This is a genomic window from Endozoicomonas arenosclerae (assembly GCF_001562015.1).
Classification (GTDB): domain Bacteria; phylum Pseudomonadota; class Gammaproteobacteria; order Pseudomonadales; family Endozoicomonadaceae; genus Endozoicomonas_A; species Endozoicomonas_A arenosclerae.
Map to the genome: position 1 here is coordinate 1 of NZ_LASA01000075.1, position 25,915 is coordinate 25,915.

Consider the following 25,915-nt stretch of genomic DNA (forward strand, 5'->3'; position numbering starts at 1 on the left):
GTAAATTTCATAACGCTCTGAGATAGCCAAGCATACCTCCTTCAACGTCTTGTCTACTTCATCGCTAAAGACCACTCTTCGATACTTTGCTGGACAGACCAAGTGATACATAAGAACAGTGACATTGTGGGATTTGTGGATGAACCTACTTTTAGCCATCCACAAAATGTAGTCACAAGTTCATGCTGCGGCTAATGCCGCAGAAACGCAGCAAGCTGCGGGGAATATGACCCGTAGAGATTCAACACGAGAACTCAGGAACCCGACATGTTCCTGAGATAGGTATCCGACAAACGTGCTGCGGCACTGCCGGGATACTGGCTGATCACTGATTCAAGACGCTTCTTGGCTGCGGTTTTCTCACCCTGCAGATCAAGAATTCGGCCCAGCTTATAGGCCGCATCCGGGACTTTAGGACTGTCCGGATAGCTGTCAATCAGAGTCTGGAAGTCACCCTGTGCTTCCTTATATTTACCCTGTGCCATCTGAACTTCACCCAGCCAGTACTGGGCATTATCCGAGAACTGACCCCTTGGATAATCTTTCAGCAGTTTTTGCAAGGCTACAACCGCGTCATCAAAGCGCTTGTCCTTGATCAATGAGAAAGCAGCCTGATAGGCAGCTTCTTCACGAGCACCAGAGGATTTCACTGGAGGTTTGCTGCCAATGGCAGGCAATGTAACAGGTGAACCTGCAGAGCGGCCTGCTGTTGCAGGAGTCGATCCTGAAGATTCACCCAGACGGGAAATACGCTGATCAAGATCGAGATAACGATCGCGATTTTCTTGTTGCAGCTGTTTGATCTGGTAAGCCTGCTCTTCCACCTGTCCCCTGAGGGTCATGATTTCCTGACGAAGTTCATCCACCAGATTCAACATGTGGGCAGTGCCTCCGGTTGCAGTCTGCTCAACGGGAGCCGATTCAACCTTGGGCTGTTCCTGCTGATTCTCGACAGAAGCATTACTTCCGGAAGGTTGAGAATCAACTACGGGCACCTGAGCTTGTGCAGAGGTAGCCATCAGACCGGCAATCACTATTGCCGGCAGCGAACAAAAAGCAGAGCAAACAGATCGTTTCAGACGCATTCAGTCTCTTTCCCTGTCAGGCAGCCATGAGCCTGAAATGCAGCCCACTCACAAACTCAAAAGGAGTGATAGAGCGGGTCATGGCTGCATTTTAAAGTCAGTGGTATCAGTTGATCACGATGTGAGCACGACGGTTCTTGGCCCATGCTTCAGCATTGTGTGCTGGATCCAGAGGCTTTTCAAAACCGAAGCTGATCACTTCGATGCGGCTTGGAGAAACACCCTTGGCAACCAGGTAGTTCTTCACGGCATTGGCACGACGCTCACCCAGAGCCAGGTTGTAGGTACGGGTACCACGCTCATCGGTGTGACCCTGAATGATGATATTCTTGCCACGACCTTCACGGGAGTTCAGGAAAGCAGCTTGCACGTCCAGAGCCTTATAGTCGTCTTCCTTCAGTTTTGAGCTGTCAAAGCCGAAGTGAAAAGTTTTCTGCTCCAGCATCTGTTCAATCTGCTCAGGGGAAGCCTGAACATCACCGCTGTCGATCACAGCCTGAACAGCTGGGTCCAGAACAGGAGTGGTTTCAATAACAACTTCTTCTGTTACTGTTTCAGGTGCAGTATCAACATTAGAAGTGCTCTCACCGCCAGTAGAGGCACAACCTGCAAGCCAGAGTGCAGTAGCAGACAGTGCGGCGGCTTTGACAAAATTGACAAAACGCATGACAAGCTCCAATCGTTCGTTCAGTGTTGGTAAGTCAAAAATCAATGATTTGATTGATGCAGTACAGTATCAGAACTGCAGACTCCGGACTAGCCCGAATACCAAGGGAGTCAGCCGAACTTGTGACTATTTCGCCCTAAAATTCATAAAGAGTGATCATCTCTTCAGAACTTAATGCTTGAAGTCACAAATTCGATCGACTTCCGGGTGAACCAGTCCTACCCGATTTTAGCGCTGTGCACCTAAAGACGGTCCCCACACCGGCTCTCTGACATCACCCTCGGCAGATGGCAGGCGATATTTTACTCGACCATCGGCTGTAACAATGCCAAGTTCTCCATTCCTGCCTCCCTGAACCGCATAAATAAGACGACGGCCCCCCGGGGAAACACTGGGTGAATCTTCCAACCGGGCTGACGTCAACAAACGCAGTCGTCCGGTATCCAGATCCAGAATCGCGATGTTAAATTCTGCGGCCCCCTGACCTTTATGAACCAGAGCCATCGATTTACCATCAGGGAATACTTTAGCACGGGCATTGAACTTGCCTGTGAATGTCAGCCGCTTGGGTTTCCCCTCGGCCACCACAGTACCGTTCGATAACCTGTTGACACCCACCTGATAAATCTGGGCACTGCCACCGCGGTTAGAAGTGAAAATCAGACTTTTGCCATCAGGCATCCAGTCCGGCTCCGTATCAATGGAAAAATGCGATGTAATCTGACTCAGTTTATTAGTGGCCAGATCCATTACATAAATATCCGGGTTATCTCCCTTGGACAATACCAGGGCGACCTGCTTGCCATCCGGAGAGAATACCGGAGAACTGTTCAGCCCTTTGTAGCCTGTCAGCTTTTGACGCTTTCCAGTGGCCAGTTCCTGTACAAAAATAGCAGGACGACCGGATTCAAAAGAGACATAGGCAACACGACTACCGTCGGGTGACCAGCTCGGAGACAGTATAGGCTCTCTTGAGCGAAGTATCTCGCGCTGACGCTGACCGTCGGCATCAGCATAGTTCAGGCGGTAGTCAGTCCGCTCAACACTTTTACGGTCGGCGGTGACATACATGATACGTGTCGAGAAGTCGCCAGGGATGCCGGTAATCTTTTCATAAACCGCATCACTGATGTGATGAGCTAAACCACGCAGCTGGCTTTCAACCCCACGCGCCTTGCCTTTGAGAATACTTTTCTGCCTGACAATATCAAACAGCTGGTAGTCCACCTCAAAGGTGGCTCCTTCCTGTTTGACCTGACCGGTCACCAGATAGGATGCCCCGAGGATATTCCAGTCACGATAGACGACATCTTTGGCACCGGAGGGAAAGCTGAGCATATCTTTTCTGGGCAGAGGTGCAAAAAGTCCACTCAGACGCAGGTCATTTTCGACCACCGAAGCCATATCTTCAGGCAGTATTTTTTTGCCGCTCCAACTAAAAGGAGAGACGGCTACCTTGACCGCCTTATCATTACCCTGAGTCACCTCAATGGTAAGAATGGCCTGGGCATTCTGCATCGTCATCAGCAGAGCTGCCATCAGCATCCACAGATTTACACGACGAAGAAAGCCTTCCCTGAACAAATGACCGGAAACGGCTTGCCCAGCTCTCGACCTGCTCGTCCTACTGACAGAAAACGATTGCCCTATCACACTCATAAAAAGTCGCTTCATCTCACCAGATCCTCTGGCCTGAACCTAAAGTTAACGCGTTTGAAATTGTTATCGAACACACGCCGCTCCAGTTTTTTCAACTCGGGAAAGGGTGCCGCTCGCTGAATGGCCTGAATCACTGAACGATCATAGGCATCATTCCCGCTGCCTTCCAACAGCCTGACTTCCAGTAAATCACCATAAGGAGAAAAACTCAGCTGCACCAGTGCCACCATATTATTACGGGCACTGGGCGGCCGGTTCCAGTTCTGGGCTATGAGGTTCTGAAGCAACTCGGAGTAATAAGCCACTTCACCTGCATCTTTTTCAGCCTGTTCGTCAGCTGCCGCCTGAGCCTGCTCACGGGCTACCCGTTCCTGTTCCAGCTGTCTGAGCAATTCTTCCTGCTGCTGTTTCTTCCTTTTCTGTTCCGCCGCCTGACGTTGTTTGCGTTCACGCTCTTTACGGGCAGCTTCTTCCTTCCTGGCTTTCTCTTTGGCAGCCTGTTCTTTTTTCAGAGCCAGTTCTTTCTGCTTCTTGATTTCTGCCTGACGACGAGCCTCTTGCTTACGCTTTTGCTCCGCGAGTTCGCGAGCTTTCTGGGCAGAGTTATCAACAACCGGCTTGGATGCTGGCGGCTTGGGTTTAGGCTGAGACACTTCGACGACACTGGCTTTGATACTTCTGGGTGGCACCACCCTCAGTTCATCATCAGACGACCAGTTCCGTGACAGCAGCCCCAGTATCAGGATATGCAACAGCACCGAAATGATCACAGCAAACCCGTAACCCTGAAACAGCTTATGACTGAAAAAAGCACCGATCAATGGAATCTTCTTCATTACCGCCCTGCGTTCCATAAAACCGTAGTGTTAGCCTGGTCAGTCTGACCGTTGTTATCCGGGTTATAGACTCCAGCCATCAGCGCTTCGCCCCTTCATCAAGCGACGATGGATCTGTAATCAGTCCTACATCACTAACACCTGCGCCCTGAAGTTTGGCCATTAACTCAACCACTGAGCCATAATTGACCGTGCGATCCCCCTTGATTAACACCTGGGTTTGGGGGCTGGCCGAGATGACCTTACCGACTTTGTCGGTTATATCGTCCAGACCCTTTGCACTTTCCTGATTACCGCCCAGATCGATGAAATACTTTCCATCGGCCTGAATAGAAATAATCAGGGTCTTGGCATCATCAGGCAGAGGCATAGGCTTACTGGTGGTTTTTGGCAACTCCACCTTGACCCCCTGGGTCAACATGGGTGCACTGACCATAAAGGCCACCAGCATCACCATCATGATGTCGATAAACGGCACCATGTTAATTTCTGACATTGGCTTACGCCGGCTTCTGGTTCGAGCCATGATTTACTCGCTCCCTCAGCCCGCGCGATGACGGCTGTGAACCTTGCGATGAAGAATACTGGAGAATTCATCGGCAAAGGTTTCGTAGTTGGCCAGCAAAGCTTCCACTCTTGAGGCATAACGGTTGTAGGCCACTACCGCTGGAATAGCTGCAACCAGACCTACTGCTGTGGTCATCAGCGCTTCAGCAATACCTGGTGCTACTGAGGCCAGTGTTGCCTGTTGAACATTGGCCAGCCCCCGGAAAGAGTTCATGATCCCCACTACGGTGCCAAACAGGCCGACGTAGGGGCAGGTTGAACCGACACTGGCCAGAAAGGGCAGATGCGTTTCCAGTTTTTCCTGCTCGCGGGAAATGGCAACGCGCATGGCTCGCTGAGTCGCCTCCATAACAGCGTCTGCATCGTCTGTACCCTGGGAGCGCATTCTGGAAAACTCGTTAAAACCGGATCTGAAGATCTGCTCAAGCCCACCCAGATCGTCTTCTCCTTCCAGCTCTTTGTAGAGCTGTGTGAGATCCATTCCAGACCAGAAGCGGTCTTCAAAAGCCAGCATATTCTGGTGAGCAGAACGAATCAGCATTCCTCGCTGGACGATCATCACCCAGGAAATCACCGATGCCAAGATCAGGAGTATCAGTACCAACAGTACAATCCAGCTGGCATTACCCACCAGAGACCATATGGACATGCTTTCAGCCACCGAAAACCTCGCTCTCAAAAGATATAAAGAATAAGAAAAAATTAATTATGGATAATACCACCAATCTCAGGACGAATTGGTGACAGGACTTAATTTATTCCGTAAGGATTCTGTAATCGCAGTGGGTCTTCGCGTATTACTGTCGAGACAAGCGACCACAAAATGACCGGTACAAAGCAATGTTTCTCCACGCCATACCTGTTGGACAAACACCATTTTAGCCCTGCCCATGCTTTCTATGGAGGCTGTGACGGTCAGAGCATCATCCAGCTGGGCAATTTGTTTGAATTGAACTGAAGCATCGACAACCACCAGCTGTTTGTGTTCCTGCAGCAATTTCTGATGGTCATAACCGGTACTGCGCAGAAACTCGGTTCTGGCACGTTCCATAAACTTCATATAGTTGACATGGTACACGATGCCGCCAGCATCGGTATCTTCATAATAAACGCGGACAGGTATAGAAAAAGAATCAGTCACGGGGCGGGTTCACATAGCGTTAAGTCAAAGCAAAGACTGCCAGAGACGTTAACGCCATTGCAAGTTAATAACACCAGGTACGACCACAATGATAGTGGTAATGGGGGGCTGGGTAAGAACCTCGACTTTTATAAACGTCTAATTTTTCTTTATCCAGTCGCTGTTTGTTCAACTGATTTTCCTGTTCGGTTCTGCGCTTTAACAGGTCAGCATCGGGAACCGGCTTATCCAGTCGCTTCAATGCCTGCATCGCTTCAGGAATACCCCAGCGGGCAGCCATGGTATAACTTTCTACGGCTTGGGCAGTCGATGCAGGAGTTCCTATCCCCTGCTCATAACAAACACCGGCATGGTAGAGATCAATCGGTAACTGGCTGGAGCCATGAAGCACCTTGGAGCAACCCGCTGGGGAGAGGGAGAAAGGTGTAGAGTACAATCCTGGTCGCATAGGTGTTGCTTCCGTGGTCACAGTCTGACATCCGCTCAGGACGGTCACCACCAGGGCAGACAATAAAAAGATTCCTGTCATTCTCATACGCATACCGGGCTCCTGTCCTGTTTAGAAAGTTTGTACGCCAGATCCTCTCATCATTCCATCGTTCACGACCAGGGCTTAACCCCACATGAACAACTGAATATCAGCGTCTTTGACCCCTTCAGGGTCAGTCAGTTCCATCTTTCATTCTTACGAGTTTCTCACAGACAAATTCGATTCCTGCCACATCGAGACTTCTGCACAGCCTAACCAACTGACCTGGACAATCTCCATACCCTGTGATGTGCTGCCAGTTTTCTGCTCTCAACTTAAGGGCTTCAATATCCCCCACTTCCATGCTCTGCTCGATCACCTCAATCATTTCTTCAAGCCTCTCTAGAGATATTCCTTCGGAAGAGGATTCATCACGTGTCTGCTGATATGAATGAGACAGCCAATAAGATACCTTGGCGAACAGTTCATCAAACCGCACCGGTTTGGCAATAAAGTCACAGAAGCCTGCTTCCAGTATGGTTTCCCGGGTGGTTTCGGAAACACTGGCCGAAACTGCAATCACATTCACACTTTCACGCCCTGGTAATCGGTGAATCCTTCGAGTCGCCGTAATGCCGTCCATCACAGGCATTTTCAGATCCATCAGCACCAGATCAAAAGGTTCTGACCCTGCTTTTCGAACAGCCTCTATCGACTGCTGACCATCCCCCACACTGATCACTTTCAGCCCTTCGGAAATCAAAGCTTCGGACAGCATATTTCTGTTATCCGCATTATCATCCACTACCAGCAGCTTGCTACCTTCCTGCATAAGCAGGGAGTGGCTTTGATAGTCGATGGTTTCTGTATGGGATTCACCATTCGCCCCCCTGTCGTTAGCCGTTTCAAAGGGAATGGTAAAACTGAAACAGCTGCCTCTGTTCTGCTCACTCTCCATAACCAGCTCCCCTCCCATAGCTTTTACCAGCCGATAGCTTATGGCCAGCCCAAGACCGGTACCACCTTGCTTCTGACCAGACTTCAATTGAGTAAAGGGTTTAAATAAGCGCTCTCTTTCATCCTCACGAATACCCACCCCGCTGTCTCGCACTGAAAATTGCAGGCGAGCGTTATTTTCCTTTGGGACAGTGACCAAAACTTTCACAAAACCTGTCTCTGTGAACTTCACGGCATTGCCCACCAGATTGATCAATACCTGACGAAGTTTGACGTTATCTCCTACAACTTCCAGCGGGATGCCTTCATCAACCTGCAACTGAAGATTCAGTTTCTTGGTTCTGGCGACCTCTTTTACATTAGCGATCACCGTACCCAGTGTGGCTCTCAAATCGAAAGGATGCGCATCCAGCTCTACTCCACTGCTCTCTATTTTGGTGATATCCAGAATGTCATTGATCAGTGTCATCAAGTGGATACCACAATCTTCCAATGACCTGAGGTTATCCAGATAACGGGGTGGAATGTTTTTATCCGAGAGCAATAACTGGGCATAACCCAGAACACCGTTCAGAGGCGTACGCAGCTCATGGCTGATATTAGAGAGGAACATGGATTTGGCTCGACTGGCATGTTCGGCTTTTACTTTGGCTGACACCAGCTCCGTCTCAATCTTTTTCCGCTCGGTGACATTTCTGAGGACAATGGAAATCTGAATGCCATCGGCGGAATCAAGCACATTACTGGAAATCTCCATGGGAAAGGCATGCCCCAGTCGGTCCATGCCTTTAGATTCATAACTCTCCAGACAAAAACTGTTATGTAGCTCCTGACTGTAATGCCTCAACAAAGGATGACCCTCCCGGGAACCGGAATCGATCAATAGTGCCAGAGGCATATTAATCAGCTCTGACTCACTGAAACCAAACAGTTCAGAAACCTTCCGGTTGATGCGGCTGATGATGCCATCTTCATTGGTAATGACCGTGGCATCAGGGGCAGAGGCTATCAGCAGCTTGAATTTTTCAGTATCACGGGTCCGGTCGGTAATATCATTACCCATACCCTCAATAATTCGCCCCTGATCCGAGAACTCATCACTGGTGGTACAGAACAGTTCTATCAATCGAATACTGCCGTCCCGATGGCGCATCTCAACTTCAAAGGCTTCCTGCCACTCGCCACCCACCAGCCTTTTCATGACTTTGTTGAAAGGCTGATTGAGCAATGAAGGGGTCAGGTAACCCTGCAAGTTGCCTGTAAACTCCTGATCCCTGTAACCCAATACTGCGGTAATGGAAGGACTGACATGAAGGATGCCCCCCTTCTGATCAAGGTTAAAATAGAAGTATCGCCCCCTGAGCTGTTGCACCAGGTGACCGATATTACTGGCTCGCGCCTGATGCAATGAAAGCTCTCGATCCCTTAACCGTTCCAGAAGCTGGCTAAAGCTCCGGTTAAGACTGGCCGCCTCATCGCGACTGTCATCATCCACCGGCGAACCGTATGAATCGGCCACTTCATTCATTTGAAGCTTCAGTCTATTAAGTGGCCTGGTAATTCGTCCAGATACCGTCCAGAGGCAGAAAATAGTCAGTATCAACATCAGTAACACCACACCAATACTGATGACCCCGTGTTCAATGACCGGCCCCAGCAACTCACTCTCGTGGATGCCAATGCTCATATACCAGCCAGTCGAAGGGATGGGGGTGGCGGTAACCCACTTTTTCTCGCCTCGAACCTGCACCCGGAAATTAACGGATTGCCCCCTGAGCGTCACACGCTCCAGAGCTTCCCGGTAAAGAAGACAAGGTTCTGTGATACTGCTGGGACGAATAGGACTGAACAGAAACTCTGAAATTTGTTGCCCCGAGCTTGAGTGTGTAACATTCAGCTTGCTGTTGCCCTCGCAGGGACCGTGATGAACAAAATACTCAAGCAGTCGAAACTTGGGCATGGAGATCCCGTTGGCATACACCACCACACCTTCTTCATTAAGAATGATCAGGCGGGTATTAGGGTTATACCACTGCATGGGCTCTCTGAGCCTTGCGGCATTAATATCCACCCTGAGCAGCATTTTTTTGCCCAGGCCGGTTTCCACTGGAATCACATAAGTAGAAGCGAATACTTTCAGGTCTTCCGGATTGGCTGATGTGTACCATTCACTCTGCTTTCGTCCTCCATACATCAATTCTCTGACCAATAATTGAGAAACCGGAGGCACATTTTCTGTATCACTGGTGCGTACAAAGCCTGTTTGTGCATGCTCCCAATACTCTGAAAACTGCTCTCCCTCTTCTGAGATAATGCCTACCCCGGTGACAACCCGGTTATTGGCGAAAAGGGTGTTGAGGGAATCTACAAAAAGATGACTCTTACCACTGCTCCAATACTTCAGATCCACCGACAGAGCCTTACTGCCGGTCATAATTTCCCGGAGACTGCCATCGATCACAGACGCATAATGCAGGCTTTGCTCCAGATGCCTTCGACTGATTTCTGAAGTGGCCGAATGGAACGAAAAGTAGATATAAATGGCTGAAATCAGGCTATAAAAAATCACTGCGGGAAGCAGTGTAAATAAAGTAATCTTCTGCCTGATGGAAGTGGACATAACAACTTGGAAAGAAGACAAGTCGCTTCAGACATGGAACAGCTACTTTGAATGTTCAGAGCTGACACAACATGCAGAGGCTCCCTGCGACCAGCGTGACCTGTTTTTAATTGGAATGCCAACAAAAATAGACACTCATTCAGTCACTGGCCAATCTATTTATTAGAGTAACCCGTGACAGAATCAGACAGAAGACAGGAAGCAGCAGATAGGACAGGTCGATTATTCGTCGACCTGGTAATCTAGTCCAAAGTGCAGGTAAGCATGTTTGGTAACCATTCGTCCTCTGGGGGTTCTCATCATATAACCCTGCTGGATCAGATAAGGCTCCAGAACATCTTCAATGGTATCACGCTCTTCACTGATGGCAGCAGCCAGACTGTCTACCCCCACCGGACCACCGTCGAACTTTTCAATCATGGCCAGCAGCAATCGTCTGTCCATATGATCAAAGCCACTGGCATCAACGTCTAACATATTCAGAGCGGCATCGGCCGTTTCTTTTTCGATCACACCATTGCCTTTCACTTCAGCAAAATCCCTGACCCTTCTCAAAAGGCGGTTGGCAATTCTGGGCGTCCCGCGGGATCGGCGGGCTATCTCACCAGCCCCTTCCTTGTCGATGCCAACACCCAGAATACCTGCAGATCGCTTCACAATATGCGTAAGATCTTCAATGTTATAAAACTCAAGACGCTGGACAATACCAAAGCGATCCCTGAGTGGAGAAGTCAAAAGCCCAGCCCGGGTAGTGGCACCCACCAGAGTAAAAGGAGGCAGATCCAGTTTGATAGAACGAGCGGCCGGCCCTTCACCAATCATGATATCCAGCTGGTAATCCTCCATAGCTGGATACAGTACTTCTTCCACAACCGGGCTTAGCCGGTGAATCTCATCTATGAAGAGGATGTCGTTAGGCTCAAGGTTGGTCAGCAGAGCAGCCAGATCACCCGCTTTCTCCAGAACGGGTCCCGACGTCGTGCGAATATTGCTCCCCATTTCATTGGCCAGAATGTGCGAGAGCGTGGTTTTACCCAGCCCGGGGGGGCCGAAAATAAGCGTATGATCCAGGGCGTCGTTTCGCATTCTTGCCGCCTGGATAAAGATCTCCATCTGCTCCCTGACTTTGGGCTGCCCCACATAATCAGCCAGCTTTACCGGGCGAATGGCCCGGTCCATGACCTCTTCAGAGGGTCGTTCGGAGGAGGAAATTAATCGATCTGCTTCTATCATGTTCAAGCTCGTTAACCAGTATTCTCAGCGTACCATCTCCAGCCTGTTAAAAAAATAACACCACCCCCGGGAGCCTGTCGGATTTGGAGCATAAAAATCATTTCATTCTGAAGAGCGGCAAACTTTCGAGAAAAAAATTTTGTTGCCTCGGGAACAAAACGCTATCTTTGATCGTCCAAGCAGCCGTGAGCATAAAGGTGCCCATGGATGCGACACCTTTCCGTTGCAGCAGCAATCAGCTGTTTCAACACCCTAAACCCTGTTTTTAATTCTGATTAAAGGAAGTACTCAGAATGAATACTCAAGCTGTTTCTGTCAGAGGGCTGACCAATTCAGTTCTGGCCTCAATGATGTTCGGGTTACTGCCCGTCTATGTTCAGTTCACCGAATTGACCGGGAATACCCTGTTCTGGAACCGGATCATTTTCAGCGTGCTGTGCCTGGCCCTGGCCTGCTACAAAATGGACAGACTGCAGAGCTTCAAGGCTATTTTCCTCTGCAGGAAAACCATGTTGATGTTGTCTCTGGGTGGACTGATTGTAGGCTTCCAGTGGTGGCTGTTTGTCTGGGCCCCTGTCAATGATAAAACCGAGGACCTGTCTCTGGGCTATTTCCTGTTGCCTTTAACGCTGGCTCTGGTGGGGAAACTGTTTTTTAACGAAAAGCTCAACAAAGCCCAGTATCTGGCCATTGCCCTGGCATTCTTTGGCGTTCTGATCATGCTCTGGCAGGAAGGTTCCTTGCCCTGGGTCAGTCTTGCCGTTGCCGGTCTTTACCCAGTGTATTTCATTATCCGAAAGCCTTTGAAGGTAGATACTCTACCCGCTTTGCTGTTTGAACATTTACTGTTTCTGCCAGCCAGTGTCTTTATTTTGATGAATGACCAGAGCTTTGTGCAGAACCTGACACACTCCAGTTCGCTCTGGTATCTGCTACCCGGACTGGGCTTGCTTTGCAGTCTGTCACTGATTTGCTACCTGAATGCCTCACGGCATCTGTCTGTCAGCTTATTCGGATTGTTAAGCTATCTGGAGCCGGCACTGATTTTTATAGTGGCCATCACCATTCTGGACGCTTCATTCTCCACCCAGCAATGGTTCAGCTACCTCTTTATCTGGCTGGCTACAGCTATCATCTGTGCCGACTCTGCCAAAAAGCTGGCTCAGCCCACTGCAACCTGATTTCATAGAGGGTGAAACAAAACTTGTCTCACCCTCTATGAAGTTCTGAGTCAGATCATGCTTTTCAGGGCCTGACGAATCAATTCTTCACTGCTCATGCCTTCCTTGAACAGCTTGCCAATAACCTTGCTGGCTTCCTGAGGCTTGTAACCCAGCGCCACCAGGGCACTGACCGCTTCCTGCTCAACGTCTTTGGCCGCTGCAGCCATCTCGCCACCAGCCACCAGCGGCTTACCATCCAGCAAGGGCGCAGACTGCCAGCGATCCAGCTTGTCCTTCATTTCCACAATCAGGCGCTCTGCTGTCTTCTTACCCACGCCCGGCAATTTCACCAGAGTGGCACTGTCCCCCTCCTGAACACAGCGCACAAAAGCATCGGCTTCGATTCCTGATAGCAGGGTCAGGCCGAGCTTGGGGCCAACACCGTTGACTTTAATCAGGGTTCTGAACAGTTCCCGCTCATCGCGGCTACTGAAACCATAAAGCAGTTGAGCATCTTCTCTCACTACAAAGTGGGTATAGAGCACCACCTCTTCACCGGTTTCAGGCAGCTTGTAAAAGACCGACATCGGGGCTTCCACCTCATACCCGATACCTTGGGTCTCAATCAGTAAATGGGGGGGCTGCTTATCAACCAGAATGCCCCGAATTCTTCCAATCATCTTGCTTTCCAGATCTTTTAATTTCTGACCAGAGAGTCAGAACGCCTAACAATACGCCATGAGTCACGAACTCCTGCGGGTTGTCCCCCTCTAATCACTGAGAAAGACAATAAATCCGGCTGCCTGAAGGAGCTGCCCATGAAAAAACTTCGCACATTTCTGGGATCTCTCTGGCAGATTCTGCCTGTGGCAGGTCTGGCCAGCGAATATCACCCCGCTATTGAGGGTGGTGCTATTCCAATCCCGTTTATACAGTCTCAGAAAATTCTGCTGGAGCCCGACTTTCCGGAACGACTTGCCCATTCTCCGGAACTGGAGCGCCCTGAGCGCAGCTTTACCAGTTACATGCAAGGCTATAGCAGCCTGCCTATGAGAGACAGGGCTCTGGTTGCGCTTCGCAGCGCTCACCTCTGCAATGCCCGACACCTGATTCCGGATATTGCCCAATGCGCCCTGGATACCGGCCTGAAAGCCAGTGATATCCAGATGACCTCCCGGGGCCATCTCGCACCGGGCTGGAGTAACCATCAGCGACTGATACTCCGAACAACTGAAGAGCTATACACAGATCAAGTGATTGGTACTGCCAACTGGAGAGCACTGAAAAAGATTTATACACCGCAACAGATTCTCGACCTGGTGCTCTGTACCGCTTCATTTCACCTTTGTGTCTATCCCAACTAAGGCTGACCGGTCAGACGCCGACGACGGGTGCCGGTAGCACCCGCCATTCTGACAAGACTGGAACGGGTGTGAGAATGACAAAGCGCTACAGCCAGAGCATCCGCCGCATCAGCCTGAGGTGTGTCACTCAGCTCAAGAATCGACTTCACCATGTGCTGAACCTGAAACTTGTCTGCCGAACCCTTGCCAACAACAGCCTGTTTTACCTGACGGGCTGAGTATTCCGAAACTTCAATATTTTGATTAACCACAGCAACAATAGCCGCTGCTCTGGCCTGTCCCAGTTTCAAAGCCGAGTCTGCATTTCTGGACATAAAGACTTGTTCTATCCCAACAGACTGGGGAGCATATCGCTCGATCAGGGTACTGATACCATCATAAATCTGCTGCAATCTTTCAGGCAGGGACGCTTCCTGGATGCGTATACATCCGGAAGCCACATAATGTGTTTTGTTACCTACTTCTTCAATTAATCCATAGCCGGTAATTCTTGATCCCGGATCTATGCCCATTAGGATGGCCATTCAGCATGTATTCTCAAGTCAGATATCACGATTTTCCATGACACGGCTTTACTGAAATCCGGCAGACTTCACTGACTGTTACCAACAGTGACAAGCCGATCTCGAACACCTGGCTACGGTGTTATCCAGAATCATGGTGATATCAACAGGATACTGTACATCCATACAACATACCAGCAGCATCCCGGCGGTATCAGCGCAACAAACAAAACTTACAATTCAAGAACACTGAATTACCAAACTCGCCTGTGAGTAACTGTGGAAGCAGCTTAGTATTCTCCGGGAAGCTTCTCATGGACTCTGTCCAAAGAGAGAAGGCTTCAATAGCTCCTGACTGATTTATTTCGTAAATGATCTGGAAACGATCAATGCCTGATCTAGTAAGAACATTAATGATTATCACTGGCATCATTGTTGTGCTGTTTATGCTTTTGGTAGGCTTCAATGTCTGGGCTTTTACCAATGTGCCTTCCAGGCTGGCTTCTCCGCCGGGAAAAGTAGCTATGGAGAGCCCGGCTGTATCTACTTTTAATGTTTGCTCTCACCCATTCAAGCTACCTTCCTGATACCATTAAACGTCAAATGACTTTTACCTGACTAATTAATACTTTAAATATCTAAAGCGCTCGTTATAAAATCAAAGAAGCCCTGGCCGATTCAAGTAAGTTCCAACTCTCACACTTGCAAAAAATATTGAATAAAACGTTAAGTGTTTGAAGAGATATCTGAACCATTGAACATTGGAAAAAGGATTTTTTCATGGCTCTCTTTGATGCTGCGCTGGCGTCTACCCTCAAATCTGAGGGTGGCTATGTCAATGACCCTGCAGACCCAGGTGGCGAAACCTTTCAGGGAATCACTCGCACTCATTTTCCCAAATGGCAAGGCTGGGTTCGCATAGACCTGCTGAAAAATGCCCAGAACTTCCCTGCCAACCTGAGTGACGATGACTCTTTAAAAAAACTGGTTCACGGTTTTTACCAGACCCATTTCTGGGACCGTATTCAAGGCGACGACATTGAAAATCAAGAAGTTGCCGAGTCCATTTTTGACTTTGCCGTCAATGCTGGAACCCGAACCAGCAGCAAGTTAGCTCAAATTACTTGTGGTGAAACCGCCGATGGTGTGATTGGTGATGCCACCCTGAGAAAACTGAATGCCGAAGACCCGAAAACATTTCTTGCCGTCTTTGCACTGAGCAAAATCAGCCGCTACGTCAATATTTGTGAACAGCGTCAGGAAAGCAGGAAGTTTTTCTATGGCTGGGTGCGCAGAACTCTGGAGGGACTCTGATCATGGCTAACTTCTTTACCCGTTTATTCAGCAAAAGTGCCAGCAGCCTGGTGGAAGCCGTAGGGGATGCGATTGATAAAAACTTCACCTCCGATGAAGAACGCAAGGAACTGGATCTGGAATTAGCCAGAACCAGTATGAAGCACGAAGCCAGGTTGGCAACTTTGGGCTTACAGGAAAAACAGGCCTACCTGGCTGATACGGCAAGCGCAAGAACACACCAGAGTCGGGTACAGGAATCAGAGCACGGCAGCTGGCTGTCCAAGAATATTCAGCCTCTGCTGGCACTGTTTATTATTGGCGTCACTTTTTACATGTTCTGGTGGGTGATAGATCGTGGTGACGCCAAACTGGGCGAAGACAATGTCATGAAAGACATCATCATCTACATACTCGGCGCCCTCACCACGGTTTCCACTCAAGTGGCCTCCTACTTTTTTGGGTCCAGTCAGGGCAGTGCAGAGAAGCACAAGCAACTGGCCAAACTGACTCAGAAAAACCAGTAAGGATGTGGGTATGCGAGTAGAGAAGAAATCTGCTGAAGAAAACAACGCATCGGACCAGCCCAGAGTCTTTAAGCACCGTTCCTATGTTGATCAGGACTATTCCAATCAGTCGTTGATCGGTGCTGAGTTTGAAGAGGTCGATGTTCGATACAGCCGATTTAATAACAGCAATCTTGAGGGCGCTCGATTCAATTCCAGCAACAACCAGTATTGCGACTTTAACCAGGCTAATCTGAAGAATGCCCGATTCCTCGATTGCGACCTTCAACATTGCGACTTCTCAACTTCAGAAAACCTGAATGAATTCCAGTTTTGCGGAAGTAATCTGTCGTATGCCGTGTTACCAGCCAACTTTTCCTTCGATTCTCTGGATTATATTCGTGACGGTGCCCGGCAAATCTGGGCGCTCTATCTGACCATTCTGCTGGCCTGTCTTTATTCTCTTCTGGCCATTGGCTCTACCAACGACATAGACCTGTTGGGCAATGCCAAAGCGATCTTTTTCCCGATGCTGCAAATGTCCATTGCTACGGTGGGCTTTTATTATGTGGCACCAGTCCTTTTGATGTCGTTGATGGGGGCCTTTTATTACCAGCTGACCGTTTACTGGCACACTCTGAGAAAGCTGCCTGCTATTTTTCCTGATGGTTCACAGGTGACCATCAAAACCATGCCCAGTGTCATCGACACCGTGGTTGAAGCCTGCAGCCCTGTCTTGAAAGCCTCCCGACGTCATTCTGTTTTTGGTCTGATCAAGCTGGAACTGACTCTTGTCGCCCTGCTCTCGTCTATTCCTGTTACCTTACTGACCTACTGGATACGCTATTTGCCTCGCCAGGATATTGCCGGCTCTTCACTCCATGCTTTTCTATTTGCCATGTCGGTCTGTCTGGCCTGGCATACCTGGCTGGTGATTGGACGACAACTTCCAGAGCGACAACTGATTAACTCCAGCATTAAAACCTTCCTGTTCAGTGCCACGCTCATGGTAGGTAGCACTCTGTTTCTGCTTGAAGGCCCAAAACTGCCTTTCAGTTCGGTTTATATGGATGTCAGCAACCTGAACCTGACGCAACCGCCTGAAGTGAATGATGAAAAGAACAATCGTTATTCAGCCATGCTGGATGGTCGGAGTCTGAGATACGCACGAATGAATAAAGTGGATTTCCATCAGAGTTCTCTTCGTGGTGCTGACCTGACTGCAGCCTCCATTATGGAGTCCAACCTGTCAGATATGGTGATGAATCATATTGATGCCCGCTCCATTCGTCTCAGGTACTCCAATATTAAAGACAGCAAGCTCAGGCAGAGTAATTTTCAAAGGGCGGACTTTCATCAGACCGACCTTAGTGGTTCAGACTTTACCCAGAGCCAGTTGAATCATGCTGTATTCAGTAACAGCAAAATGGATCAAAGTATTTTTTCCAGAACTGACTTAACAGAATCCCGACTGGACAGAGTGAATGGCTCGAAAAGTAATTTTTCTATGGCAGTGCTGAACGGCACGACGTTTTTGCAAGCCAATCTTCCTGAGGCCATCTTTTACCTGGTAAATGTCACAGACGCTCACTTCTGGAAATCCAACCTCAGCAACAGCCAATGGGTCCTGGCCACTATCCATGAGACGGATATGACCAAAGCCAGGCTTTATGCTGCCGATTTTTCACAGGCCGTGCTGGATAAAAGTCAGTTTGTTGATGCAGAAATGACCTCGGCACTTTTTTTGTCTGCCAAGATCAGCCATGTCAGTTTTAAAGACAGTCAACTGGTCAATGCTGATTTCAGTGGAGCCCAGTTGAACAACGTCGATTTCAGCGGCAGTAATCTGAAAGGCGCCGATTTTACACATACCTGGTTTGAGGATGTCGATCTCTCTGGCAGCAACCTGAAACAAGTCATTGGGCTCAGGGAAGAACAGTTAATGAATGCCAAGTTCGATGCCTCAACCCTTTTCCCCGCTTACATTAATCCGACACTGGTACAGAGTGAGGATCGCTGATGCTGCGCACATGGAATGTACTCTGTTTATCTGTTCTGCTGGCAGCCTGCACTGACAGTGACATAAAAGAGCAAGATCAGGTGGCGATCAAAGGTTACTACGGTCAGTACGACGCCAGCCAGAAACTCTTCGCCCAACCTTCCCGATCCTTGTCTCTAAAGGAAGAAGACTTCTGGACTTTCTCAAAACCCGATGAAAAATCAGAAACACGCATAGGCATCCTGTTTCCCAACACCGAAAAAAATGATCCTTACTGGTCTGCTGTCAGAAGTGGCATTGAACAGGAAGCGAAGCGCTCCAATTTAAGTATTGAGCTTCTGGCCAGTGATAATTACAACAGCCTTGAGCAACACCGTAACCAATTTGAAACCCTGGCGAGCAGCGGTGTGGACGCTCTGATTTTAGGCTCCATGCATTACCGGGCTATGGACAAACTGATCAACACAGCCAAACACGGTAAACAGGATAAACCTTTACCCATTGTTGGTATGATCAATGACCTTTACGCTCAGGAAGTGGACGGAAAAGTCATGGTCCCTTTCCTGGACATGGGTTATGAAGCCGGAGAATTTGTCAAACGCCACGCCAGGCATACAGGTCAGGAAAAAATCAGTGTTGCCTTTCTTCCCGGACCGATTAATGCAGGCTGGGCACCCGACAGTCTGCTCGGATTTGTGAATGCCATGCGAAGCTTTAATGGAGCCTTTGAGTTAAAAGGCCCATTTTGGGGCAGCGTGGATGGCGACCTGCAACAACTGCTGGTTGAAAAGGCCTTTGAAGGCAATCAGTCAATCGATTACCTTGTCGGCAATGCGGTCGCTGCAGTAAAAGCGGCAGAGCTGGTGAAAGTGATGGGACTGGAAAAGGACGTTTTTGTTGTCTCCACCTATTACAGCCCAGCATTAGAGCCGTACATTCAAGCCGGAGAAATTCTTGCCGCCCCTTCCGACCAAACAGAACTGCTTGGCAGAATAGCTGTAGATATGGCTCTTAAACTCATCGAAGGAGAAAAGTCCGGAACCGATTTTCCTTTTCGTGTATCACCCCACATTCCTATTATCACTGCTTACCAGTTTGAATAATTTTGTGATTTCAAAACAAAGTCTAACAAGCTATTACACGACATTTGACTTTAATAACCGCTTGTCAGAAAAGTAAAACATTCAATTTAATCCAGCCACCCCACTGTCGATAGCTTCCCTTACTGCCAAAAGCAGTCAGATGTATGCCCGATGACAAAATCAATTAAAAAACTCTTATCTAAATCAGGAAGCTTTCAACAATGAGTGACCAAGACACGAGCAACTACGACAACCTAGTCTCTTTTTTGCAGGCAAAACAAGCTCTGGGTACCAGCATTAATGACTCAGTGACATTTCTTGTCGATAACACCGATCCTACCGTAAAAAATGTTGTAGATAGTGCCACTATCAATGACTGGGCCAAAGCCATTCATACCGTCTGGATCAAGACCATCACTCTTTCTCAACTGGTAGAAGGACTTGGAAAAGTAAACCGTTTCTCTTCGGAAGACATCAACACTACAGCCAATATTTACTTCCTGGAAATCCAGATTGAAGTGGACACCGCTAGCATTCTGAGCCAGCACAACAAGGACGGAAGCAGTAATCCTATCTTTGTCGATTCTTACATCAAAATGACCAGTAACCATGTCAGTACCACCAGTGGTCAGGGCACCAACGAACTGGATACTGAAGAACTGGTTCCTAATGAAAGCATTGAATGGACTGCAGTTAGCAAAAACGGTTCTGACACCATTCAGCTGAAACGTTTTCATGCCAGTCCTATCAATCCAAATGCCGACTTCAAAGCCATTATCAGTGATCCGGTTCCTGAGTCCGGCTCCTCCAACAAATACTCCAGCTATGTGATACAGCATCCGCAGCCTGACTTCCGCAAGGCTTACAGCTTTGACTTCACCATCAACAACGGTACCCAGCTGTTCACCTTTGATCCGTGGTTGGGTGATTTGAGCAAGCCATAACGCATCATCTTCCCAAGAGAAACCACAAGCCTTCCCTGCACAGGGAAGGTGTTACTCAACTCATTTTCAAGAGACACAACCATGTTCAGCTTTACAAATGCAGAACAGGAGGGTTTTCTGCCCTTCAGCAACACTGTGACCTATTTTGGTACAGGCAACCTCAAGCCCATTTCCAAAGCGTTTAAAGCCGTTACCCGTAACGCCGACGCACTGGCAACATTGTCTGACACTTATCCGGACATTCAAGCCAGCAATATTCCACTGGTCGGCTCTATTGATGTGGAGACGGGTATCTACATGAATGGCCAGGATTCCAAGTGCGTTTATCAGGTCAACAATGTCAGTAACACCAACATCAAAACAGTTGAAGATTTCATTCAACTGTCCCCCATCGTTCAGGCCATGAAACTTCAGGTACCTACCACCCGGGTCATGCGCTTTCAGGAAAAGATGAGATTGGCCAGGCAGTCTTCCTACGCTATGGAAATCTCCATGATTCGTGGCTACAGACAAGCATCTGAAGCCATTCTGTCAGCCATCAACGAGAGCAATTCAGAAAAAGATTTCTATTACAGTGCCGGTAAAGCTCTGTTAAGTGCAGTTGCTGCTGCCGCAGTTATTGCAACAGCCGGAGCAGCTATTCCAGCCATTGCAGGAGCTATTGGCGTTCCATCTCTGGCTTTAACACTCTACGGGACCGAACTCAGCGAATACAAAACGGAAGCCACTATCAAGAGCTTTGTCGGAACCATTATCAATGCTGTAGTCAGTGCTAACTTGACCAGTACGACTGATGTCGGGCTTAGACTGGTTTACGAGAAAATGGAAATCTCGGAGCTTCTTAAAGATGTACTGTATGGATTCTTTGAATCTGAAATAGACAATCGTGTTGCTACTACTCGTGACAGTGTCTACCTGGCGGCACTGGCATATCAATTCAAGTATGCACCTGGCAATCAGGTGAGCCCTACTCCTATAAACACAACCAACGCTGATCGCTGCCTGAGTGATCTTTATACCTGCCTGAAAAACAATCTCGTAGCCAATCCAATCAATGAAAAAGCCTATCAAGTTTTAAACATGCCTGAGTTTGCCCAACTGATCAAAAAGCTGACTTGTCTGTCCTACGCAGCAGAAGCCAGCATCAGTGGAAAAACGACATTGCAGTCTCATATTCTGCAAAACGCAGGTATGATCAATCACAAGAAAAGCTTATTCGAGAAAGTGACCTTTAAGAAGCAGAAGGCTCCGGTGACATATAGCCGCCAAGGCGCACTGGGCGGGAGCCAGCTGGATATTCTCACCCTGCTGAATTCACCACTCACCTCTGAGCAAAAAGCCAATATGCGCAGCTATGTCATAAAGCTCAACAGCAATATGCAGACCACCGAGACAACTCTGAGTTCTAACGATCTGAACACACTGAAAACCCTGAAAGGTGCTGGCATAGCAGCAAAAATCAGTGAGATCCTGATCGCTCTCTTCCAGGGAGCGAACCAAACCTATGAGCCAAACAACAATCAGAATTGAGCTGATTCATTCAAACGATAAAGGATTATCAAAATGAGTGCAGGCAATATCAACACAGACATTGTAATCGGAGACGATACCTACAATGTTGAAGTGAATATCCCTTCTGACAACAAGGCTCCTTATCTGTTTAAGGTGGCAGATAACAAAGTAAACCTGATTGGGCTTGCCATAAAGGGCGGTGAAACCGTCAATAATGTAGAGCAGCCTGATGATGTCTTTCTGACTGTAAGCCCTCCACCAACCATTCTCCCGGACATGATTAAAAACCTGAATGTCTCTTTCTATAACGGGAATTACACACCTGAAAGCAACCCTATTGGCGAACCAGATGGTAACAATACGCCTGTCGTTAACCCCACTTCCGATGAAGAGAAACTGAAGTTAATTAACGGGATTACAGACAACATTGGCTAAGGATTTGTCTCGAAATAACTTCTCGGTTTACATAGGGATTCCGTTCACCCTGAGCTTGTCGAAGGGTCGTGGCATTGGGCTTCGACAGGCTCAGCCCGAACGGGTTTGAGAAGGGTTCCACAAGGAAATTATTTCAGGACTATTCCTAAGTACTAACAGTGTCTCATTCAAAGTGGAGATACATGGTGTTCTCCACCCTTTCAATCTTCAAGGATGAAAACGATGGCTGAAGTCGATATTCAAACCGAACTGATGGTCGGCGACTCACAGTACAATGTTCAGGCAGATCTGCCCTCCGACGATATTACTGCTGAACATCCCTACAAGTTCCGTATCCAGGAAGAAGAGCAGGATCTGGTTGCCCTGGCTATGGGTGGTACAGATGCCCAGACTCAAAAAGAAAACCTGCTGCTTAAGCTCAGTCCTCCTGCATCACTGTTTCCCAAAACAGGAAAAATACAGCTGAAATCCCTGACCGTAAAAGTGGCTTCGGGACAGTTTAAAACCACTGACCCATTCAACCCTGACCCAGCTAACCCCGGCGGTGATAAACCTGCAGACCCGACGAACAATGATGCAAATCAGGGTAACAACGACAACGGACAAAAAGATCCGAACTGATTATGACCAAGGTGCTGGAAGATTATCAGGTCAGCCTTGAAGGTCAGGCGCTGATCGAAAAACAACAGGTTGATTTCATCACCCGTTATGATGAAAGCACCCTGGTATTGGCTATTTCCAACGCAGAGCTGGATCTGCAATCCCTGCTCGACCAGAGAGTTCAGGATTTCAATCTGGTTCTGCCCGACAATGGCAACATGGGTCTGGCCAGTCTGCAAGGTCAGTTGATGTTAACTGAAGGTGAGCAAGCCTTTCGTTTTGACGCCCTGTTTTCTAACATCTGTCCACCCTTCCCCTACCTGAAAGATACTGTCCGCTGCACCTATGGACACATAGCTTTTCAATACACCCCAGCACAACCGGATCAGCAGAAGGACAAAGAGCTCAGCCTGATAGCCGAGGCAGCTTTCACCTTCACAGGCACCCTGCAGGGCGTTCTGCCTGACACTCAGGGTGCCTGGGTAATGACCAATAGCGCGTCCCTTGCCTTTGTTAATTTCACCGGTCAGCTGGATCTGGCAAAAATCATTAATGCCCTGTTTGCCACAGAATTGAACTGGGGAACGATCGATATTCATAAGGCAGGCATGCTGCAGATCAGCACCACCAGCAAGGGCTCTGAAGCTGTCAGCCAACTGAAGCAAGCGACAGATGATTCTGAAACCAGCTGGCCAAAAGAACTCCCTCCCCTGGAGTACACACCAACACAGGTCAACCTTCCTGAAATCTTGCCGCTGAACTTGCTAGGCAGTGACTTCCAACTGGTAAAAGGGAGCTGCTTCTGGTTTGACATCGCCTTTCAACAGTTCTCGCTGTTCAATAATCTGGTCAAAGTCGGATACAACGACAGTGGACAAATAGTCTTCTATGGGTTGGTCGGCTTAACCCGAGACAGTCAGGGCAAAGAAGTTCAAAGCAAAATTCTATTTGCTCAACTGCCCCGGATAACACTGCTCAATTTTCTGACTTTTCAAGGCTCCCAAGGGCGCAAGGGAATCCAGCTTCAGTATGAACTGGGTCAAAATAAACACTTCGCTCTGGATGGGCAGATTGCTCTGGACGTCTTCGATAAAGAGTATGCTTTCGACGGCGCTCTGGATGTCACGGATCAGGCCTATACAGGAGAATTGATTCTTGCCGGGGACTCCCCCAACCAGAGCATCAGCCAGCCTTTCAGCGAACCTTCAGAAGATGAGAAAGGAGACCCGGTCGGGGGAATGCTGGGCATAGAGCTTTATCAGCTGGAGTTTAAGGTTGAGCATACCTTCGAAGTGGCTGACAAAGAGCAACCGGAAAACAACAAGCCAGCGAGCACCGATATCAGCCTGCAGTGCCATGTTGAAATCCTTAAGATTAATTTTACCGGGGAATTAATCTACACCGACAACAGTCCGCAGCTGGCGGTGATCACACTGGATCAGGACAAGCCGCTCTCACTGACGGATATGATCACGTCTGTCTTTGGACAAAGCTGGCATTGGATGGATGCGGTTACGGATAAGTTTGCCCTGTCCAATGGTCAAATGTATTACCTGAAAGCACCGGATAAAGCGCCGGACAATTACACGTTAACCCGGCAAAATATTGTCTATCACCCCGGCTATCATGTTTCAGCTCAACTGAAGATTTTCAGCTATCTGTTCAACTTTGATCTGGCCGTCATTAAAAAGGGCATTCTGTTAAAAGCAGGCCTGGATGCATCCACCCCTCTGGATGTTTTATTCATTCATTTTGATCAGCCCAATCTGACCATTGATACTACAGGATCGAATAAAACCTTCACCTTTGGTTCCAGAATTTATTTCTTCAGTGACGACAGCAATTACTTTCAACTGTCCACCACTTACAACGACGGCACTTTCACAGGTTTTGTGGAAGCACACCTTGGCACCGTTACTTTACCCGGTTCCGGAGAGCTGGCGGAAGAAACCGAAAAGTCAGGAGTTAACCTGACGGTCTACTTCAAATGGTCTGAAACATCCAATTTCGAAATCACCCGAATAGATGGCCTGCCCGTCGGCACTCTGAACCTGATTGAACAGATGGCCAATAGACTGAATCAATTGTCGGGCAGTGGTTGCGAAAAAGTGGCCAAGGAGATGATGGGAGATTTATGCAAAACCCAAATATCCCCCTCACTGAGAGATGTTCCCAGTGAAGACGGCAGTAATATGGTATTTCCAGCGGTGCTGACCTACCAGATGTCACTGGCGGGCTATGATATTTCAGAACCCATTGATATTGACCTGAAGTTCAAAACGCCTCACAGTCTTTCTGACCTGCCCGCCTCCCTGTTTCTGGGTATTTTCAGCAACGCCGCGTATGTTGCCGAACAAATGTTGAAAAATCCCAGAACTTACCAAGCCATCGCCATTGAAGCCGGTAAAAGAGGACTGATCAGCCTGGCTGCCAGAATGCTTTGCCGGGCTCTGAAGAATTTTGAAAGAGCTGTGGTTGATGCCATTGTTGATGGGCTCAGTGGTGTAGTCGCAGCTACACTGGCAGAAGCTATAGAACTGGCCGCTGTGATGACTACAGCGGTTCTAACCGGCATCAGTGTTGTGGTTGGGCTGTTGAAAAAGTTCTGGAACTGGCTGACGGGTAAAGACGACGACAAAAAGAAAGAAGCCGAACAAAAAATCCGAGCAGCTCGTACCAAGATTCAAAGCCAGCTCGATATCCTCTTCAGCAAAGTAAAAGTGATTCAGGATACTCAGCTTCAGTATCTTAAAGTGGGCATCAATACTCAAAACAACTTCACCGCCAACTGGGATCCGGCCACCGACCTTCTACAAAGTGGCCAGAGTAGCGATAACCTCAGTATTGATTACAATCTGACCCTGCTTTCTGGCCAACCGGGCGACACTCATGGTCAACCCTGGCAAAACAGCTCCAACATAACCCTTAAAGGTGTTCAGAGTACCCAGTATGAAAAGCCACTGTCGCAAATCCCGGATAGCAACAACTTCCATCTTAATGCCTCTGTTTTTTGTACATTAGAAGGCTTTGTATTTGCCAGTGACCAGACTCGCTCATCCATAGAAAGCAGTATCCAGAGCCTCAGAAAAGTCGATGACAGCCTGGCTAAAGAGTTTGCCAGTGAGCTGGAAGGAAACCTCCAGAGACTGGAAACACTGAACAAGGGCATCCAGTGTCAGCCCGTTTACGCATCTGTCGATGACAGCAATGCATTCACTGTAGGCTTGAGTCGCATCGGCTTGAACACCAGACTTTAACTGCATGATCCAGGGACAGGAAA

At 48.5% G+C, this 25,915-nt stretch carries 25 protein-coding genes; 12 read left to right on the plus strand and 13 right to left on the minus strand.

Annotation, left to right across the window (positions count from 1 at the left end):
- From WG89_RS29345 to ruvB, 11 genes are all read right to left on the minus strand, one after another.
- Window positions 1–159, minus strand: a 159-nt coding sequence (locus tag WG89_RS29345; RefSeq protein ID WP_172806784.1) for a transposase, incomplete at its 3' end; no start/stop codon positions are given.
- Window positions 160–254: 95 nt separating this feature from the next.
- Entirely contained in the window at window positions 255–1,085 is an 831-nt protein-coding gene (ybgF, locus tag WG89_RS11125) for a tol-pal system protein YbgF (RefSeq protein ID WP_062265683.1), read from the minus strand.
- A gap of 106 nt (window positions 1,086–1,191) precedes the next feature.
- On the minus strand, window positions 1,192–1,752 hold the full coding sequence (locus WG89_RS32080) for an OmpA family protein (protein ID WP_062265686.1): 561 nt from the start codon (window positions 1,750–1,752) through the stop codon (window positions 1,192–1,194).
- 228 nt (window positions 1,753–1,980) lie between these two features.
- Window positions 1,981–3,291, minus strand: coding sequence for a Tol-Pal system beta propeller repeat protein TolB (gene tolB / locus WG89_RS11135; RefSeq protein WP_245662902.1), 1,311 nt, complete (start codon window positions 3,289–3,291; stop codon window positions 1,981–1,983).
- 131 nt (window positions 3,292–3,422) lie between these two features.
- Window positions 3,423–4,247, minus strand: coding sequence for a cell envelope integrity protein TolA (tolA, locus tag WG89_RS11140; protein WP_062265700.1), 825 nt, complete (start codon window positions 4,245–4,247; stop codon window positions 3,423–3,425).
- A 79-nt stretch (window positions 4,248–4,326) separates the two neighbouring features.
- Entirely contained in the window at window positions 4,327–4,743 is a 417-nt protein-coding gene (gene tolR / locus WG89_RS11145) for a protein TolR (RefSeq protein WP_245662903.1), read from the minus strand.
- Window positions 4,744–4,788: 45 nt separating this feature from the next.
- Complete coding sequence (gene tolQ, locus WG89_RS11150) at window positions 4,789–5,463, minus strand: protein TolQ (RefSeq protein ID WP_062265706.1); 675 nt, start codon at window positions 5,461–5,463, stop codon at window positions 4,789–4,791.
- 78 nt (window positions 5,464–5,541) lie between these two features.
- Window positions 5,542–5,955 carry a tol-pal system-associated acyl-CoA thioesterase gene (gene ybgC / locus WG89_RS11155; RefSeq protein ID WP_062265708.1) on the minus strand — a complete coding sequence of 138 codons (414 nt, stop codon included), beginning with the start codon at window positions 5,953–5,955 and terminating at the stop codon, window positions 5,542–5,544.
- 64 nt (window positions 5,956–6,019) lie between these two features.
- Window positions 6,020–6,496 carry an SEL1-like repeat protein gene (locus WG89_RS11160; RefSeq protein WP_062265711.1) on the minus strand — a complete coding sequence of 159 codons (477 nt, stop codon included), beginning with the start codon at window positions 6,494–6,496 and terminating at the stop codon, window positions 6,020–6,022.
- A gap of 121 nt (window positions 6,497–6,617) precedes the next feature.
- Window positions 6,618–10,001 (minus strand): ATP-binding protein, encoded by a 3,384-nt coding sequence (locus WG89_RS11165; RefSeq protein ID WP_062265714.1) that lies wholly within the window; start codon window positions 9,999–10,001, stop codon window positions 6,618–6,620.
- A 222-nt stretch (window positions 10,002–10,223) separates the two neighbouring features.
- Window positions 10,224–11,234 carry a Holliday junction branch migration DNA helicase RuvB gene (gene ruvB / locus WG89_RS11170; RefSeq protein WP_062265718.1) on the minus strand — a complete coding sequence of 337 codons (1,011 nt, stop codon included), beginning with the start codon at window positions 11,232–11,234 and terminating at the stop codon, window positions 10,224–10,226.
- A gap of 293 nt (window positions 11,235–11,527) precedes the next feature.
- Between ruvB and rarD the strand changes: the two genes are divergently transcribed.
- Window positions 11,528–12,415 carry an EamA family transporter RarD gene (rarD, locus tag WG89_RS11175; protein WP_062265721.1) on the plus strand — a complete coding sequence of 296 codons (888 nt, stop codon included), beginning with the start codon at window positions 11,528–11,530 and terminating at the stop codon, window positions 12,413–12,415.
- Window positions 12,416–12,465: 50 nt separating this feature from the next.
- On the opposite strand, the gene ruvA is transcribed toward rarD, so the two are convergent.
- Complete coding sequence (gene ruvA / locus WG89_RS11180; RefSeq protein WP_062265724.1) at window positions 12,466–13,077, minus strand: Holliday junction branch migration protein RuvA; 612 nt, start codon at window positions 13,075–13,077, stop codon at window positions 12,466–12,468.
- A 138-nt stretch (window positions 13,078–13,215) separates the two neighbouring features.
- Here ruvA and WG89_RS11185 point away from each other — a divergent pair, with 138 nt between their 5' ends.
- Window positions 13,216–13,761, plus strand: a complete 546-nt coding sequence (locus WG89_RS11185; RefSeq protein ID WP_062265727.1) for a carboxymuconolactone decarboxylase family protein — start codon at window positions 13,216–13,218, stop codon at window positions 13,759–13,761.
- On the opposite strand, the gene ruvC is transcribed toward WG89_RS11185, so the two are convergent.
- Window positions 13,758–14,285 (minus strand): crossover junction endodeoxyribonuclease RuvC, encoded by a 528-nt coding sequence (gene ruvC, locus WG89_RS11190; RefSeq protein ID WP_062265730.1) that lies wholly within the window; start codon window positions 14,283–14,285, stop codon window positions 13,758–13,760. The genes WG89_RS11185 and ruvC overlap by 4 nt on opposite strands.
- A gap of 368 nt (window positions 14,286–14,653) precedes the next feature.
- Here ruvC and WG89_RS30310 point away from each other — a divergent pair, with 368 nt between their 5' ends.
- The 10 genes from WG89_RS30310 to WG89_RS11235 all read left to right on the plus strand — a co-directional run bounded on the left by WG89_RS30310 (window position 14,654) and on the right by WG89_RS11235 (window position 25,892).
- On the plus strand, window positions 14,654–14,851 hold the full coding sequence (locus WG89_RS30310) for a hypothetical protein (protein ID WP_153301540.1): 198 nt from the start codon (window positions 14,654–14,656) through the stop codon (window positions 14,849–14,851).
- A gap of 193 nt (window positions 14,852–15,044) precedes the next feature.
- Window positions 15,045–15,578, plus strand: coding sequence for a glycoside hydrolase family 108 protein (locus WG89_RS11195; RefSeq protein WP_062265733.1), 534 nt, complete (start codon window positions 15,045–15,047; stop codon window positions 15,576–15,578).
- Window positions 15,579–15,580: 2 nt separating this feature from the next.
- On the plus strand, window positions 15,581–16,084 hold the full coding sequence (locus WG89_RS11200; protein WP_062265735.1) for a hypothetical protein: 504 nt from the start codon (window positions 15,581–15,583) through the stop codon (window positions 16,082–16,084).
- A gap of 10 nt (window positions 16,085–16,094) precedes the next feature.
- Window positions 16,095–18,083 carry a pentapeptide repeat-containing protein gene (locus tag WG89_RS11205; protein WP_062265738.1) on the plus strand — a complete coding sequence of 663 codons (1,989 nt, stop codon included), beginning with the start codon at window positions 16,095–16,097 and terminating at the stop codon, window positions 18,081–18,083.
- Entirely contained in the window at window positions 18,083–19,165 is a 1,083-nt protein-coding gene (locus WG89_RS11210; RefSeq protein ID WP_062265740.1) for a substrate-binding domain-containing protein, read from the plus strand. Before WG89_RS11205 ends, WG89_RS11210 begins: the two co-directional genes overlap by 1 nt.
- 200 nt (window positions 19,166–19,365) lie before the next feature.
- Window positions 19,366–20,088, plus strand: coding sequence for a hypothetical protein (locus WG89_RS11215; RefSeq protein ID WP_062265743.1), 723 nt, complete (start codon window positions 19,366–19,368; stop codon window positions 20,086–20,088).
- Between the two features lie 81 nt (window positions 20,089–20,169).
- Entirely contained in the window at window positions 20,170–21,618 is a 1,449-nt protein-coding gene (locus tag WG89_RS11220) for a hypothetical protein (RefSeq protein ID WP_062265746.1), read from the plus strand.
- 33 nt (window positions 21,619–21,651) lie between these two features.
- Window positions 21,652–22,035, plus strand: coding sequence for a hypothetical protein (locus WG89_RS11225; protein ID WP_062265749.1), 384 nt, complete (start codon window positions 21,652–21,654; stop codon window positions 22,033–22,035).
- A 222-nt stretch (window positions 22,036–22,257) separates the two neighbouring features.
- Window positions 22,258–22,656: a hypothetical protein gene (locus WG89_RS11230; protein ID WP_062265751.1), complete on the plus strand. Its 399-nt coding sequence runs from the start codon at window positions 22,258–22,260 to the stop codon at window positions 22,654–22,656.
- Window positions 22,657–22,658: 2 nt separating this feature from the next.
- On the plus strand, window positions 22,659–25,892 hold the full coding sequence (locus WG89_RS11235) for a hypothetical protein (RefSeq protein ID WP_062265754.1): 3,234 nt from the start codon (window positions 22,659–22,661) through the stop codon (window positions 25,890–25,892).
- Window positions 25,893–25,915: the final 23 nt, after the last annotated feature.